The 15317-nt window shown below is 68.1% G+C and carries 15 protein-coding genes; 6 read left to right on the forward strand and 9 right to left on the reverse strand.

The features are described from left to right. Positions 1-40: 40 nt before the first annotated feature. The 4 genes from E0H50_RS05210 to E0H50_RS05225 form a co-directional block, all read right to left on the reverse strand. A complete protein-coding gene (locus tag E0H50_RS05210; RefSeq protein ID WP_131285366.1) occupies positions 41-661 on the reverse strand; it encodes a dihydrofolate reductase family protein in 621 nt (206 codons plus the stop codon). After that, positions 661-1179: an SRPBCC family protein gene (locus E0H50_RS05215; RefSeq protein WP_202868022.1), complete on the reverse strand. Its 519-nt coding sequence runs from the start codon at positions 1177-1179 to the stop codon at positions 661-663. The genes E0H50_RS05210 and E0H50_RS05215 overlap by 1 nt, the downstream gene beginning before the upstream one ends. A gap of 3 nt (positions 1180-1182) precedes the next feature. Next, on the reverse strand, positions 1183-1524 hold the full coding sequence (locus E0H50_RS05220; RefSeq protein ID WP_131285368.1) for an ArsR/SmtB family transcription factor: 342 nt from the start codon (positions 1522-1524) through the stop codon (positions 1183-1185). Positions 1525-1592: 68 nt separating this feature from the next. Further along, complete coding sequence (locus E0H50_RS05225) at positions 1593-2123, reverse strand: helix-turn-helix domain-containing protein (RefSeq protein ID WP_131285370.1); 531 nt, start codon at positions 2121-2123, stop codon at positions 1593-1595. Between the two features lie 55 nt (positions 2124-2178). Between E0H50_RS05225 and E0H50_RS05230 the strand changes: the two genes are divergently transcribed. Next, complete coding sequence (locus E0H50_RS05230) at positions 2179-3081, forward strand: alpha/beta hydrolase family protein (RefSeq protein ID WP_202868023.1); 903 nt, start codon at positions 2179-2181, stop codon at positions 3079-3081. Here the strand turns inward: E0H50_RS05230 and E0H50_RS44170 are convergent. The 4 genes from E0H50_RS44170 to E0H50_RS42765 form a co-directional block, all read right to left on the reverse strand. Continuing rightward, positions 3078-4538 (reverse strand): ATP-binding protein, encoded by a 1461-nt coding sequence (locus E0H50_RS44170; protein WP_131285374.1) that lies wholly within the window; start codon positions 4536-4538, stop codon positions 3078-3080. The two genes, E0H50_RS05230 and E0H50_RS44170, sit on opposite strands and share 4 nt — an antisense overlap. Next, positions 4538-6199, reverse strand: a complete 1662-nt coding sequence (locus E0H50_RS05240) for an FAD-dependent oxidoreductase (RefSeq protein WP_131285376.1) — start codon at positions 6197-6199, stop codon at positions 4538-4540. The genes E0H50_RS44170 and E0H50_RS05240 overlap by 1 nt, the downstream gene beginning before the upstream one ends. Before the next feature lie 103 nt (positions 6200-6302). Further along, complete coding sequence (locus E0H50_RS05245; RefSeq protein WP_165547003.1) at positions 6303-8051, reverse strand: chitinase; 1749 nt, start codon at positions 8049-8051, stop codon at positions 6303-6305. Positions 8052-8151: 100 nt separating this feature from the next. Beyond that, the gene (locus tag E0H50_RS42765; protein WP_165547004.1) at positions 8152-8499 is read right to left on the reverse strand and encodes a hypothetical protein; all 348 of its coding nucleotides are present in this window, start codon (positions 8497-8499) and stop codon (positions 8152-8154) included. A gap of 214 nt (positions 8500-8713) precedes the next feature. Between E0H50_RS42765 and E0H50_RS44175 the strand changes: the two genes are divergently transcribed. Genes E0H50_RS44175 through ligD form a run of 4 tightly spaced genes read left to right on the forward strand, consistent with a single transcriptional unit; the run spans position 8714 to position 13167 of the window. Next, positions 8714-9802 carry a helix-turn-helix domain-containing protein gene (locus tag E0H50_RS44175; protein ID WP_272948489.1) on the forward strand — a complete coding sequence of 363 codons (1089 nt, stop codon included), beginning with the start codon at positions 8714-8716 and terminating at the stop codon, positions 9800-9802. 13 nt (positions 9803-9815) lie between these two features. Further along, entirely contained in the window at positions 9816-10961 is a 1146-nt protein-coding gene (locus E0H50_RS05255; protein ID WP_131285382.1) for a branched-chain amino acid aminotransferase, read from the forward strand. A gap of 2 nt (positions 10962-10963) precedes the next feature. Continuing rightward, positions 10964-12169 carry a YwqG family protein gene (locus tag E0H50_RS05260; protein ID WP_131285384.1) on the forward strand — a complete coding sequence of 402 codons (1206 nt, stop codon included), beginning with the start codon at positions 10964-10966 and terminating at the stop codon, positions 12167-12169. Between the two features lie 35 nt (positions 12170-12204). After that, positions 12205-13167: a non-homologous end-joining DNA ligase gene (ligD, locus tag E0H50_RS05265; RefSeq protein WP_131285386.1), complete on the forward strand. Its 963-nt coding sequence runs from the start codon at positions 12205-12207 to the stop codon at positions 13165-13167. Between the two features lie 107 nt (positions 13168-13274). Here the strand turns inward: ligD and E0H50_RS05270 are convergent, their stop codons facing one another. After that, positions 13275-13877 (reverse strand): TetR/AcrR family transcriptional regulator, encoded by a 603-nt coding sequence (locus tag E0H50_RS05270; protein ID WP_202868025.1) that lies wholly within the window; start codon positions 13875-13877, stop codon positions 13275-13277. Positions 13878-13961: 84 nt separating this feature from the next. Between E0H50_RS05270 and E0H50_RS05275 the strand changes: the two genes are divergently transcribed. Continuing rightward, positions 13962-15308, forward strand: a complete 1347-nt coding sequence (locus E0H50_RS05275) for an FAD-dependent monooxygenase (RefSeq protein WP_131285388.1) — start codon at positions 13962-13964, stop codon at positions 15306-15308. Positions 15309-15317: the final 9 nt, after the last annotated feature.

The raw sequence follows: 15317 nt of genomic DNA on the forward strand, positions 1-15317 counted from the left end.
TCAGCGGCAGTGATTGGGCGATCCGGTCGGCGCAGTTCGCCTAGCGTTCCCTGACCGAGTACGTCAGGTGCGTGACCCTTGGCGAGTGTTCGGCGCGCACCTGCTCCAGGGCGATCCGCCCCGCGTCCACACCCTCGAACAAGCGGATCCCGGAGCCGAACAGCACCGGCGACAACGCAATCGAGAACTCGTCGATCAACCCGGCGTTCAGGTATTCGAGGATCGTCTCCCCACCACCCGCGATCCGCACGTCACGTTCACCGGCCACCTCACGCGCCTGCTCAAGGGCCGCCTCGATCCCGTCGTTGACAAAGTGGAACGTCGTACCACCCGGCCGCTCCCACGGGACACGCTTCTCGTGCGTCACCACGAACACCGGCGTATGGAACGGCGCCTCCTCCGGCCACATCCGCTCGCCGGCGTCGAACATCCGCTTGCCCATCACGGTCGCACCAGTGCGCTCGAACGTCTCCCGCGCGATGTCGTTGTCGCGCCCCTCCTCACCGCCCTTGCCGAGCTTCAGGTTCTCCCGGAAGAACCGCAACGGAAACACCCACCGCTGCAACTCCATCCACTGCTTCCCCATCAACTCCTCAGGCGAGTCCGGCGCAATAAACCCGTCCACCGACATGGATACCCCGAAGAACACCTTCCCCGCCATCAGCCCTCCCCTCGCGAGCTGACGTACGCAGCCAGCTTGCCCAGCGTCTGCCGACCACCCTCGACCGCGCCATACTTCTCGACCGCCTCATCTCGCAGTTCCTTGGTGCGGAACACCGTACGCATCTCGAGCCGCGTCGCCCCACCGTCGGACGCGAACGTCAAAACCGATTCAAAGGGATTCGGATCATCGCGGGATTCACCGTGCAGCAACGTGATCCGCTCCGGCGCGGCGATCTCGGTCCAAGTGATCCACTCGGCGTAAGCCGTCCCGTCCGGCCCGTGCATGACGAAGTCCCACACCCCGTCGACGCGGAACTCGAAGGACCGCGTGGTCGTGGTGAACCCATCCGGCCCCCACCACTGCGACAGGTGCCGGACCTCGGTGAACGCCTCGAACACCAACTCCCGTGGAGCGTCGATGACCCGCGAGATCACGATCTCCCGCTCCGCCGTGGCGGTCTGGGCCGGCATCCCTCGCCCTGTCGCGGTCGGCGCTCCCCGTCCCGTTGTGCTCATCAGCTATTCCTCCAGCCGTGTCTGCTTCAGGTCCTGCACGTACGCGTCCAGCCGATCGAAGCTCTCGTTCCAGAACCGCTCGAACCCGCCGACCCACTCGTGGACCGGTCGCAGCCCGCGGGCGTCCAGGCCGTACAGCCGCTGCTTGCCTGCTTTGCGATCCCGCACCAGTCCGACCTCCCGGAGCACCCGCAGGTGCTTGGACGCCCCCGGCTGAGTCATCCCCAGCTCCTGGGCCAGCTCGGTCACCGGCCGCTCACCCGCCCGCAGCAGCACCAGGATCTCCCGGCGCTGCGGCTCGGCGATCGCGTTGAACACGTCCGAGGTCGTCGCTGCCCGTGCCATCCCGCCATCATATGCCCATAACGGCATACGTCAACTAAGCCGGTGCACAAAGTGAGTCGGATGGACGGTCAGTCGCCTTCGGTGGGGAAGAGGATCGGGCTGAGGAGGTAGCGGGAGCGCTCCGGGGTCGCCTCGTTCGACAGGGCTGGGAGGATCGCGGCGCGCAGGCCCTCGATCAGTTGGTGCAGTTCGGCTTCGGTCAGCCAGATGCCGTGCTGGCGGTAGCCGACGAGGTCCGCGATCGGGTCGGCTCCGTCGCGCTCGACGTACGCGTTGAACTCCGCGACCAGCGCCGCCATCGCCGCGGCGAACCCGCGCCGATGATCCTCGACGGTCAGCTGTTCGAGCTGCTCCGGCGTGATCGACGCGGACGCGACCCGCAACCGGAAGCGTCGCTCGACGGCGCCCCGCACCCGCCGCTCCTCTGCGACTTCGAGGATGCCACCCTCGGCGAGCAACTCGACATGCCGGTACAGCGTCGCCTTCGACACGTCCGCGATCCGCTCCCCCAGCTCGGCGGTCGTCAGCCCCCGGCCACCGCGCAGTGCGTGCACGATCCGCAACCGCACCGGATGCCCCAGCAGCTCCAACGGACCCATGGCGCAACAATCTCATGCCATGCTACCTTTCTCAAATCATGAGAAAGGTAAGCCGATGACCTGGACTCCCCCGCCGTACGCCGATCCGGCCGCGTTCACCGAGCACGACATCACCCTCGACGCGGCCGGCCGAACCGTCCCCGGCACGTTGACGCTACCCGCGCGACCGACCGGGCGCGGCGCCGTACTGCTGACCGGCGGTGGTCCGTTCGATCGCGACGAGACCAGTGGACCGAACAAGCCGCTCAAGGACCTCGCCTGGGGCCTGGCAACGAAGGGCGTCGCGATCCTGCGCTTCGACAAGATCACCGCGAACCGGCCCGAAGCGATGGCCGAGCCGGGGTACACGATGACCGCGGAGTACGTCCCGCACGGGAGCGCCGCCGTACGGCTGCTCGCCGAGCACGTCGACCAGGTCGTCCTCGTCGGTCACAGCATGGGCGGCAAGATCGCACCGAAGCTCGCCGCCGAGGAACCGCTGGTCGCCGGCGTCGTGATCATGGCCGGTGACACCCAGCCCATGCAGCATGCGGCCGTCCGCGTCGTGCGCTACCTGATGCAGACGAATCCCGAGGCCGTACCACCCGAGACCGTCGCGCTCTTCGAACGGCAAGCGGTCGCGGCCGACAACGTGTCACCGGACACCCCGGCCGCGGACCTGCCGTTCGGCGCACCGGCGTCGTTCTGGCTGGACCAGCGCGCATACGACCCGGTCGAGACGGCCGCGAAGCTCGACGTACCGATCCTCGTCCTGCAAGGCGGTCGCGACTACCAGGTCACCGTCACCGACGACCTCCCAGCCTGGCGCGCCGGCCTCCCGAATGCCACGATCACCATCCTCGACGCCGACAACCACGTCTTCTTCGCCGGCGAGGGTCCGTCGACAATGACCGACTACCAACTCCCCGGCCACCTGGACCCGGCAGTCGTCACGGCCATCGCGGACTGGTTGCCCTAAGCAAGAAGTGCCGGGTCGGACTCCAGTTCGCGTTCGGGGTCGAGGGGCAGGACGATCTTGAAGACGGTGCGGCCCGGTTCGGACTCGACGCGGAGGTCGCCGTGGTGTTTCTTCACGACGATGCGCCAGGAGATGTCGAGGCCCAGGCCGGTGCCTTCGCCGATCGGTTTGGTGGTGAAGAACGGCTCGAAGATGCGGCGCCGGATCTCGTCGGGGATGCCCGGTCCGGTGTCGCCGATCTCGACGACCGCGTAGGCGCCGTCCCGGCGGGTGCGGATCGTCAGCGTCCCGGATCCGCCCATCGCGCTGACCGCGTTGTCGATGATGTTCGTCCACACCTGGTTGAGCTCCGCGGCGTACGCCGGGATCGCGGGCAGCTCGGGATCGAAGTCCTTGACGATCTCGTACCCCTGCAGCTTGCCGGACATCATCACCAGCGTCGACTTCAGCAGCTCCCGCAGATCGACGGTCTGGTACGGCGCCCGGTCGATCTGCGAGTACTGCTTGGCGGCGCCGACGAGGGTCGAGATCCGGGTCACGGAGTCGTCGATCTCGTTCATCAGGGACTCGGTGTCGATGGTGTACATCAGCCATCGCACGGCGCCCTCGAGGTACCTCGGGCCGACCGCGGCCAGCACGTTCTCCATCCACGGCACGTCGAGGCCCGCGGCGGCGAGCACCGGCGCCACGTCCCAGCTGGCCTGGACGTCGTGGTCGTCGAGCCAGTCCGTCAGCGTGTCCTCGCGGTCGGACAACTCCATCGGCGGGATGTCCTTGTCCTTGTTCTTCTCCAGCCGCTCGACCGCGTCGTCCTGCAACGCGACGATCTGGTGCAGCTTGGTCGCGTCGAGGGTGCCGTCGGCGAGCATCGCCAGCTTCGACCGCATCCCGGACACCCGCTGCCGCAGGGTCGCCGCGGCCCGGACCGCGGCGGCGGCCGGGTTGTTCAGCTCGTGGGTCAGACCCGCGGACAAGGAGCCGAGGGCAAGCAACCGCTCGCGCTCCCCGATCGTCTCGTTGGTCCGGCGCGCACCCATCACGAAGCCCTCGATCAGGTGCACCGCCATCGGGAACCAGGTGTTCATCATCGTCGCCATCGTCTCGGCGCTGATCACGAAGAACGCCGACGGCTGGGTCACCTGCATCGTCGCCGTGTACGACTTGTGGTCGTTGGCGCCGAAGAACGCGTTGAACGCACCGGAGTACACCCCGCGCTGGCCGGTCCGGTTGATCTCCACGAGCTCGCCGTGCGACAGCTTGCAGAGCCGGATCTCGCCGGAGAGCAGGACGTAGCAGCAGGTCGCCTCGTCACCCTCGTTGAACACGATCCCGTCGTGCACGTCCTCGACGTACCCGGCGTTGGACAGCCACTCGAGCTGCTCCTCGGTGAGGCTCTCGAAGAGGAACAGCGTCCGCAGCTCGTCGGGCGTCAGCCGCTTGACAGCTTGATCGGTCATCAGAGCATCTCCAGGTATCGGTGCACCAGTGTCACGGCCATCGCTCCGTCGCCGACCGCGGAGGCAACCCGCTTCACCGACTCGGCCCGTACGTCGCCCGCGGCGAACACGCCCGGCATACTCGTCTCCAGGTGGTACGGCTCCCGGTCGAGCGGCCAGCCCGGCGGTCTGCCGTGCAGGTCGGGTCCGGTGAGCACGAAGCCTCGGTCGTCGCGGAGCAGGTCACCGGGCAGCCAGTCCGTCCGCGGGGCCGCGCCGATGAACACGAACATCCATTCCGTGTTCACCTCACGCTTCTCCCCGGTCTCGCTGTTCAGCAGGGTGAGGTGTTCCAGGTGCTCCGAGCCCATACAGGAAACGACCTGCGTGCAGGTGTGCACCTCGATGTTGTCGATCCCGTCGATCTGGTCGATGAGGTACGACGACATCGTCGCGGTGAGCGATGGTCCTCTCACCAGCATATGCACGCGTTTCGCATGCCTCGAGAAATAGACCGCTGCCTGACCGGCCGAGTTCGCCCCGCCGATGATGTAGACCTCGGCGCCGGCGCACGCCGGACCCTCGGTGGTGGCCGAGCCGTAGTAGATACCGCGACCGCACAAATCGTCGACACCCGGCGCCTGGAGCGTCCGGTACGAGACGCCGGTCGCCAGGATCACCGAGTGCGCCGAGATCTCGCTGCCGTCGGCGAACCGCAGCCGGCGGGCGTTCCCGAGCGTCTCGAGCCCGACGACCTGCCGCGTCGTCAGCAGCTCGGCCCCGAACCGGACGGCCTGCCGCCGGGCCCGGTCCGTCAGCTGCGCGCCGGACACCCCGTCCGGAAAGCCCAGGTAGTTCTCGATCCGGCTCGACTGGCCGGCCTGTCCGCCGGTCGCCACCTGCTCGACCAGCACGGTCCGCAGACCCTCGCTGGCGCCGTACACCGCCGCACCGAGGCCCGCCGGGCCACCGCCGACCACGACCAGGTCGTAGAAGTCCTTCGCCGGCGCCGTCGACAGACCGACCTTCTGGGCCAGTTCAGCCTCGGACGGCGCGACCATCACCGTGGCGTCGGGCGTGATCACGACCGGCAGCGTCGTACCGTCCACGTCCGCGGCGTCGAGCAGGCGTCTCGCCTCGTCGTCGTCGACGTTCAGCCAGCGGTACGGGACCGCGTTGCGGGCGAGGAAGTCGCGGGCCGCGAACGACGGCGCCGACCAGCGGTGCCCGATCACCCGGGTCTCGTCGCCGGACGGCTCCGGGGTCGACCGCCACAGGTCGAGCATCGCGTCGACCACCGGATACAGCTTCTCCTCCGGCGGGTTCCACGGCTTCAGCAGGTAGTGGTCCAGGTCGACCACGTTGATCGCCTGGATCGCGGCGTCGGTGTCGGCGTACGCCGTCAGCAGCACCCGGCGGGCCAGCGGGAACAGGTCCATCGCGGCCTCGAGGAACTCGATCCCGGACATCTGGGGCATCCGGTAGTCGGCCAGCAGCAGCGCGACGGGTTCACCACGGAGCTTCAGCTCCTTCAGCGCGTCGAGCGCCTGCACCGGGTTCTCCGCCCGGACGATGCGGTTCTCCTCGCCGTACCGACGGCGGAGGTCACGGGCGATCGACCGGGAAACGCCGGGATCGTCGTCGACGGTGAGGATCACCGAGCGGGTCGTTGACGCTGTCATGCGTCCTTCATACCAGCGGAACCCTACAAACCGGGATCGGTAATCCACAGGCCCGTGCCCGGTTCGCGAAGGGCTGATTCGCGAACCGGGCGCGAGGGGCGGCCTATGGGAGGGCGTCGAGGTACGGCGCGTGGCTGTTCTGGAACTCCCAGTTGTAGTACTTGTCCCAGTTGATCGACCACGTCATCAGCCCGCGGAAGCCCGGCGAGGTCCCGCCGCGAAGGCTGTAGCCGCCGCAGTTCTGGCCCTTCACCAAGCAGTCGAGCGCGTCGTGCACGGCTGCCGGGGCGGTGTAGCCGTTGCCTGCGCTGACCGCCGCCGGGAGCCCGAAACCGATCTGGTCGTCGCGCAGTCCCGGAAACGTCTGACCGGTGTTCGCCACCGGGAAGCCTGCCTTGACCATGTCCGTCATCGCGATGTGGAAGTCGGCGCCGCCCATGGTGTGGTACTGGTTGTCGAGCCCCATCACCGGGCCGGAGTTGTAGTCCTGGACGTGCAGCACGGTCAGCGCGTCGCGCAGCGCGTGGATCACCGGCAGGTACGAGCCGGTCCGATTGTCGCCGCCGCTGGAGCCGCCGTAGAACTGGTAGCCGACCTGCACGAAGAACGTCTCCGGCGCCATCGACAGCACGAAGTTCGCGCCGTACCTCGCCTTCAGGGTCTTCAGCGCCGAGATCAGGTTGACGATCACGGGTGTCGTCGGGTTGCGGAAGTCGGTGTCGCCCACGTTCAGATAGAGCGAGTGTCCTTCGAAGTCGATGTCGAGCCCGTCCAGGCCGTAGCGGTCGATGATCGCGCTCACCGAACTGACGAACGCATCCCGGGCCGCGGCGGTGGTCAGCTGCACCTGCCCGTTCGCACCGCCGATCGAGATCAGCACCTTCTTACCCGCGGCTTGCTTGACCTTGATGGCTGCTGCGAACTCAGCGTCGCTCTCCACGTTCGGGCACTCGCTGACCGGACACCTGTTGAACCTGATGTCCCCCGAGGTGACGCTCGTGGGCTCGCCGAAGGCCAGGTTGACGATGTCCCACTGGTCCGGCACGTCAGCCATCCGCACATACCCGGACCCGTTCGCGAAGCTCGCGTGCAGGTAGCCGATCAACGCATGCTTCGCCAGCCCGGCGCTTGTGCAGCCTGCTGTCCTGGCCGCCACAGCTGCCGACTTGGCCGACTCACCGGCGCTGTTGTACGCCGCCACCGAGTAGGAGTGACTGCTGCACGTTGCGAGCCCGCTGACCGTCGCCGTCGTACCAGTGACCGTTTGTACGACGCTCGCACCCTCATAGACGCGGTAGCCGGTGACGGTGCCCGTGGAGGCCGGCCAACTCAGCTCAATGGACGAGGTGGTGCTGCTGGTGACTGTTGGCGTACCAGGCGCGCTCGGAGCACCCGGCACACCGCCCGGACCGTCCAGAGTGAAGTCATCGGCCTGGTACGCCGACTGGCCGTACCAACCGTGCACGTAGATCTGTGCGGACGTCTGACTCGCACCTGTCGTGAAGGACAGGCTCAGCTGGGTGTAGCTCGGCGCGGCCGGCGTCCAGGTGGAGACGCCGCCCGCGACACCGAGATAGACATACGACCCGCGCACCCAGGCCGACAGCGTGTACGCCGTGTTCGGCTGCACCGACACGGTTTGACTGCACTGGGCGTAGTCGGAGCTCGTCACCGCCCCGTTCAGCGCATGCCCGCCGGTGCGTACCGGCGTACTGACGACAGAGCCGCCAGAGCACGACCAGCCGCTCAGCGTGCCGGTCTCGAAACCGGGGTTGTCCAGAATGTTCGCGGCCTGCGCAGGCACAGCAATGCCGGCCACCAGAACCCCGAGAACCACCGCAAGCCATCGCATAGCCATTTAGTAGAGATGTTCCATAACTCCTGGTCAATGCGTGACGACGGCGGGTATCCGACGCTGTCGGGAACCGCCCAGGGGCGAACCTGTCCGACAGCTAAGGACCGCAGTCGAGGCAGGGCCACGGACGGCCGCAGCGTGAGCAGCGGCCATCAGGAGCCGGCGCCGGCAGCCAGACCGTCTGCTCCTGCGGCTCGGGAGGTGGTGCGGCCGGCCGGACCGGCGGCGGGTCGAGCCAGTGCAGCCGGGTGCCGTCGCCGGCGGCGTGAACCGCCAGCAGTGACTCGATGCCGTCCCAGGTCGAGGTGCTCGACCAGCGGCCGAGCCACCTGAGCGCAACGGCACCATCGGACCACTCCGCACCTTCCGCGAGCATCCGGGAACCAGGGGCGGCGATGGGCCGGACCAGACGGAAGAGGCGAGCCTGTCGCTTCAGCGTGTTCACCTGCTCAGGTTCGCCCAGAACGCAGTGCGCACAACAGGTGTGGGCTGTGGGCTGTGGGAACAGCCCACAGCCCACATGCCCTTGTTTTCCACGGTTTTTGTCGGCGAGGGCTTGTAGCTTGTCCGGCACGCACCACATGAGCTCGAAGCGCGAACGGGGTGGTCCTGTGACCGAGACACCGATTGGGACATCGTTTGGGACATCGTTCGGCCCGTTGCTGCGGCAGTGCCGGCAGGCGGTCGGTCTGAGCCTGCGCCAACTCGCAGCACGGGTCGGGTACGACCACAGCTATCTGTCGCAGGTGGAGCGCGGGCAGCGGCCCGGCTCGGCGGACCTGGCCCGGCTCTGCGACCGGGAGCTCGGCACTCAAGGCCGACTGACTGCCGCCTTCGAGCGAAGGCCCGCCCGCGCGGATCAGCTCCGACCGGAGGCCGACCCGTTGGAGACAGCGTGGCGAGGGCTGGTCGCGACACTCGGTTCCGGCGGACCGAGGCCCGACGACTTCCGCAGTGTTCCACCGGCCGCACTGCTCCCGGAGCTGGTGCGGCAGATGCAGGGCGCCGACGGTGCGGAGGCAGCCGAGCTGAGCATGCTGACCGCCGAGACCCTCGCCAGGCTGGGTGAGCGACACACTGCCAGGCGCTGGTGGTGGGCCGCACGCACGGCCGCGGACAGCATCGCCGAAGGCCCGCTGCCGGCGCTCGTGCGGGCCAGGGACGTCATCACCGGTCTGGCCGAGCGGCGTCCGTTGGCAGAGCTGCTGGAGCTCGCGGACGAATCGATCGCGCTCGACCGGCAAGCACCGGGCGCGGCAGGTTGCGTGCCGCGGACAGCGCAGGCGCTCGTCCTTGCCGAGCTCGGGCGGACTCACGAGGCGCACCGTGCCCTGCAGGAGCTGATCGGCGTCGGCGACGAGCTCACCCCGGAAGCGCGGCCGTACCAGTTGCACTGGGCTGAGGGACGAGTCTGCACCCTGCTGGGGTACGGCACTGCGGGCTGCGTCCTGCTGGAGCGAGCCAGGGAGCTCTGCCCGGACAGCTGGATCGGCGAACGCGCACGACTCGACCTGTCCCTGGCCGAGTGCCTGGTGGTCGCGGGCGAGACCGCGGCCGGCCTGGCCACAGCACTCCGGGTCCTGGTCGAGCTGCCGGACGAGTGGCACGACTCCTTCGTGTACGACGCCGGCGATCGCGTGCTGCACGTCGTACAAGCAGAGCCCGGTGCTGCTGAGTTACGGCAGCTGCTGGCGCGGTCGGCGTACCGGAGTGGTCGGAGTGTGGGCGGCGGGTCGAGCTGGAGATGAGAGCAGGGGTAGCGTGCGGCGAGTGACAGGTGAACAGCAGGCAACGGTAGTGACAGACGCGTGGGACTTCGCGGTCGAGCTGCGCAGCGATCCGGCCAGTGCGGAGGCCCGGGCGGCCGTGCTTGCGGATCCGGCGTTCGGACAGTCGTTCACCGACCACATGGTCGTCGCGAACTGGACAGTGGACGGCGGCTGGCAGGGCTCGAAGGTCACGGCGTACGCACCGCTGTCGCTCAGCCCTGCGGCTGCTGTCTTCCACTACTCGCAGGAGATCTTCGAAGGCCTGAAGGCGTACCGGCACGCGGACGGCTCGGTGTGGGCGTTCCGCCCGGATCGGAACGCCGCCCGGTTCTCGGCGAGCGCGGCGCGGCTCGCGCTACCGCAGGTGCCGGAGGACGAGTTCGTCGCGGCCCTGCGCGCGCTGGTGACCGTCGACGAGGCCTGGGTCCCGTCGGCCGAGGACGGCGAGACCAGCCTGTACCTGCGGCCGTACATGATCGCCACCGAAGCCGCCCTGAGCGTCCGGCCCGCTCACGAGGTGTTGTTCGGCGTGATCGCCTCCCCCGCCGGCCCGTACTTCAATACCGGCCCCAAGCCGGTGTCCATCTGGCTGACCACCTCGACGATCCGGGCAACGCCGGGCGGGACCGGCGCGGCCAAGTGCGGCGGCAACTACGCGTCCAGCCTCGCCGGCCTGGCCGAAGCGGTCGCGAACGGCTGCGAGCAGGTCGCGTTCGTCGATGCGGTCGAGCACAAGTGGCTCGAGGAGATCGGCAGCATGAACATGTTCTTCGTGTACGCCGACGGCCGGATCGCGACACCCGAACTGAACGGTTCGATCCTCGAAGGCGTCACCCGGGCGTCGGTGCTCGAGCTCGCCGCCGACCTCGGCCACCCGGTCGAGGAGCGCCGCATCTCGGCCGACGAGTGGAAGGACGGCGTCCGCTCCGGCGACATCGCCGAGGTCTTCGCCTCCGGCACCGCCGCGGTCATCACCCCGATCGGCCGCGTCGCCTGGCCCGACGGCGACCTCACCATCGGCGACCACTCCGTCGACCACGGCGTCGGCCCGGTCACCACCAAGATCCGCACCACCCTCCTCGACCTCCAGTACGGCCGCACCCCAGACACCCGCAACTGGCTCACCCGCCTGGCCTGACGATGAACGACCGGTACGACGACCTGATGGCCCGCCGTCAGGCACTTCTGGACGAGGCAAGGTCTCGGACCGAGGCCATGAAGAACGAGTTCTTTCGGTCGGCAGCACTCGCCTCACGAAGCTGGGGAGCAAGCGCACCGACCGTCGGGGACAACGGGCAGCTCCGAGTCACGGTCCACGAGCGCGACGAGTACCACCGCGACGTAGAGGTTTACACACTCGTGTCGGAGCCCGACGGGACGATCTGGCAGACCCCAGTCGAGACAGCGGACGACGATCCCAGCCCTGACCTTCGGGTGCATCAGGGCGAATCGGAGCCGACGTACCACGAACTCGCGGAGCTGGCCCGGCACCACCTCGGACCAAGGCTCGCGCAGGCTTGGCTGGAGCATCTGGCTCCGGCCGTTCGGCTCGCCCACGCTCAACCAGGCGATCTTGTCGTGGGGCAGCTCGGCGGGTTACCGATGCTGCCGATCAACTCCTGGCCTTTCTGGGCCGGACACGGGCCGTTGAGCCACATCATGAGTCTCGACTGCGCAAAGCTCGCGCCGATACTGCCGCATCTCGGGTTGCCCGCGTCCGGCCGGCTGTCGTTCTTCTACTTCGACGGACAGTTCGACAACTACCGGTCGACGGTCGGCACCTGGGATCCCGAGACGATGGAGGGCATTCGGACCCTCTGGTTCGATCGGGAGGCCGACGCGCCGCCAGAACTCACTCCGATCGTCACCCCGGCGCCCTCCGGGCTGAAGCCCTTTCGCTCGATCGCGCTGACTCCGATCCCGACGCTGACATGGCCGATCTGGGAACACGTGGAGCTCCGTCGATTGTGGGCCGACCACGGACTCGAGCAGCCCATGCCAGGCCTACCGCCGGAGCCCGTGGACGCGCTCTACGATGCGCTTCACCAGCGTGGGTACGTGGCGCCGAACCACCTGGTCGGCGGTCATGCTTTCCCCGAGCAGAGCGCCGTCGAGATGGACCTCGCCATCGGTTCGTTGCATCGCTCCGGCGTGCGCGATATCGACTACGAGAGCCCGGAGTTCGAAGAGCACGAGCGTGGCTGGCAACTGCTCCTCCAGGTCGACACCGACGACGATTCGGGCATGATGTGGGGCGACGTCGGAAAGCTCTACTTCCTGATCCGGCCGGCCGACCTCGAGGCCGGGAACTTCGGTGAGGTTGCCTTTACCTGGCAGTGTGGTTGACGCGAGTTGTCCCCGGCGCCCGTTAGTTTGGGTGCATGGCTGGGAAAGCGAAGTCTCCGGCGATTGAGCTCGAGGTTGGCGGGCGGACGGTTCGGGTTTCTAATCCGGACCGGGTGTACTTTCCCGCGCGTGGTGAGACCAAGCTGGATCTGGTGAAGTACTACCTGTCCGTCGGGGACGGGATCGTCAACGCGCTCCGGGAGCGGCCGTGCATGATGCACCGGTTCCCGGAAGGTGTCGCGGGCGAGAAGGTGCATCAGAAGCGGCTGCCGCACGGAGCGCCGCCGTGGATGGAGACGGTCCGGGTCAAGTTCCCGCGGTACAACCGGACCGCCGACGAGCTGTGCGTCACCGAGATCGCCCACGTCGCCTGGGCGGTGCAGATGTCGACCGTCGAGTTCCACCCGTGGAACTCCCGGCGCGCCGACACCGAGAAGCCTGACGAGTGGCGCATCGACCTCGACCCGATGCCTGACTGCCCGTTCGATCGGGTACGCCGGGTCGCGCACACCGTCCACGAAGTACTCGACGAGCTCGGCGCGGTCGGCTACCCGAAGACCTCCGGCGGCAGCGGCATCCACATCTACGTCCGGGTCGAGCCGGCGTACGGCTTCTCCGACGTACGGCGGGCCGCGCTCGCGTTCGCGCGGGAGGTGGAGCGGCGGGCTCCGGACGACGTGACGACCACGTGGTGGCGCAAGGATCGCGACCCACGGCTGGTCTTCGTGGACTTCAACCAGAACGCCCGCGACCACACGATCGCGGCCGCGTACTCCGTGCGCGGCAACCCCGAAGGCACCGTGTCGACCCCGATCCGCTGGGACGAGATCGACGACGTGAACCCGAAGGACTTCACGATCGCGACGGTCCCGCAGCGGTACGCCGAACTCGGCGACCTGCACGCCACGATCGACGACAACGTCTACTCACTCGACACACTGATCGAGTGGGCCGACCGCGACGAAAGCGAAGGCGCCGAAGCCCCACCCGAGGACTGACCGCGGACCTGCACCACTCACCAACCTCACCTGCCGAGCCCTGGTGAGGCGCGCCCAAGCGTGACCGCCGCGGGTCAGCCCGGCTTGCTGAGTGGTGGGCGTCCGCCCTACCCCGCCAGCCCGTGGTGCAGGAGGTTGGTGAGGGTGTCGATGGCTTCCTCGTCGGTGATCGTCTCACCGTTGGACGGGTTGACGACGAGCCAGGTGTAGGCGAAGCCCTCCATCAGCGCGTTCATCGCGGAGATCATCACCAGCGGTTCGGCCGGCGGGTTCGGCAGATGTGAGAAGTGCTCGATCATGTGTTGGTCGTCGTCCGCCATGATCTGCTGCAGCCGGCGCCCCAGCTCCGGGTCCACCATCGCGGCCTGCTTCACCGCGACCATCTCCGGCAGATGCGCCTGGTAGAACCGCCAGAACGCCGCCACATGCCACCGGATCGCCGACAGTTTGCTGAAGTCCGCGTCGTGCCCGGCGACATCGACGACCGCCTCGTCGGCGGCCGCGAGCATGTCGCGCAGCAGCGCCTCGAGCAGCTCTTCCTTGCTCGCGAAGTGGTTGTAGAACGACCCCGTCGCGCGACCCGCCGCCGCGGTGATGTCGGTGATCTTCGTGTTCAGGTACCCGCGCTCGGCGAAGACCTCGCGCGCGGCCTGCTTCAGCGCCACCTCGGTCCCGGCCGCCCGTTGCCGGCGGCTCACCGTGTCCGTCACGACGTACCTCCTTGACAGCGAACCCTAGCTCTGGGCAAACTGAATCTGAATTCAGTGAATCATAATTCAGTCAAGGAGACCACGATGAACGTCCTGATCGCGGGTGCCGGACCGACCGGCTTGACCCTCGGGATCGAGCTGGCCCGGCGTGGGATCGCGGTCCGGGTGATCGACAAGGCGACCGAGTTCTTCAACGGATCGCGCGGCGACGGCCTGCAGCCGCGGACCCTGGAGGTGTTCGAGGACCTCGGCGTCCTCGACGAGGTTCTGGCCCAGAGCCTGCCGATCCCGCTGATGAAGATCGTCATCAGCGGTCAGCCGTTCGGGGAGCGCCGGATGGCCGACCCGGTCGAACCCACACCGGACATCCCGTACCCGAACGCGCGGATGCTCGGCCAGTCCCGCACCGAGCAGATCCTCCGCGACAAACTCGCGGAGTACGGCGTCAGCGTCGAGCTGAACACCGCGATCACCGGCTTCACCCAGACCGCAAGAGAGGTCACCGCCGAGCTGTCCACCGGCGAGACACTCACCATTGACTACCTGGTCGGCGCCGACGGCGGGAAGAGCTTCGTCCGCAAGCATCTCGGGATCGCCTTCGAGGGCACCACCGACGAGTCGATCCGCACGCTGCTCGGCGATGTCGCGGCGGACGGACTCGACCACGAGTACGGCTACTGGTTCGCCTCGAAGGACAACCCGATGGCCGGCATCGCGATGACTCCGCTGAGCGGCGGCGACCAGTTCCAGTTCGGCGCGCCGCTCGACGGCGACGACGCGGACACCTCGCTCGAAGGCCTGCAGGCGCTGGTCGACAAGTACGCCGGCCCGGGTACGGCGAAGCTCCGCGACCTCACCTGGTCGACCGTGTGGCGTCCGAACGTGCGGCTCGCCGCGAAGTTCCGGGTCGGCCGCGTCTTCATCGCCGGCGACGCCGCCCACGTCCACCCGCCGACCGGCGGCCAGGGCCTGAACACCGGCGTCCAGGACGCGTACAACCTCGGCTGGAAACTCGCGGACGGTCGCGAAGAGGTCCTGGCGACGTACGAGACCGAGCGCCGGACCAACGCGGAGCGCGTGCTCGGGATCAGCGAGGACCTGATGCAGAAGCACGTCGACGGCGACGAGTCGGCGCTCGAGCGCGGCGAGAACACCCGCCAGCTGGACGTCTCGTACCGGGACCCGTCGGACACCCGCCCGCTCACCTCGGGCGACCGGGCGCCGGACGCACCACTGGTCGATGCCGAAGGCAACAAGGTACGCCTCTTCGAACTGTTCCGCGGCCCACACGAAACCCTGCTGCGCTTCTCCCCCACCACCGCACCGACCCACCCGCACTCGGTCGACATCACCTCACCCGAGGCGTTCGCGATCTACCACGCCCAGCCGGGCGACGAGATCCTCATCCGCCCGGACGGCTACCTGGCTTAGGATCCCCAG

This window comes from Kribbella sindirgiensis (assembly GCF_004331435.1).
In the GTDB taxonomy this organism is placed as follows: domain Bacteria; phylum Actinomycetota; class Actinomycetes; order Propionibacteriales; family Kribbellaceae; genus Kribbella; species Kribbella sindirgiensis.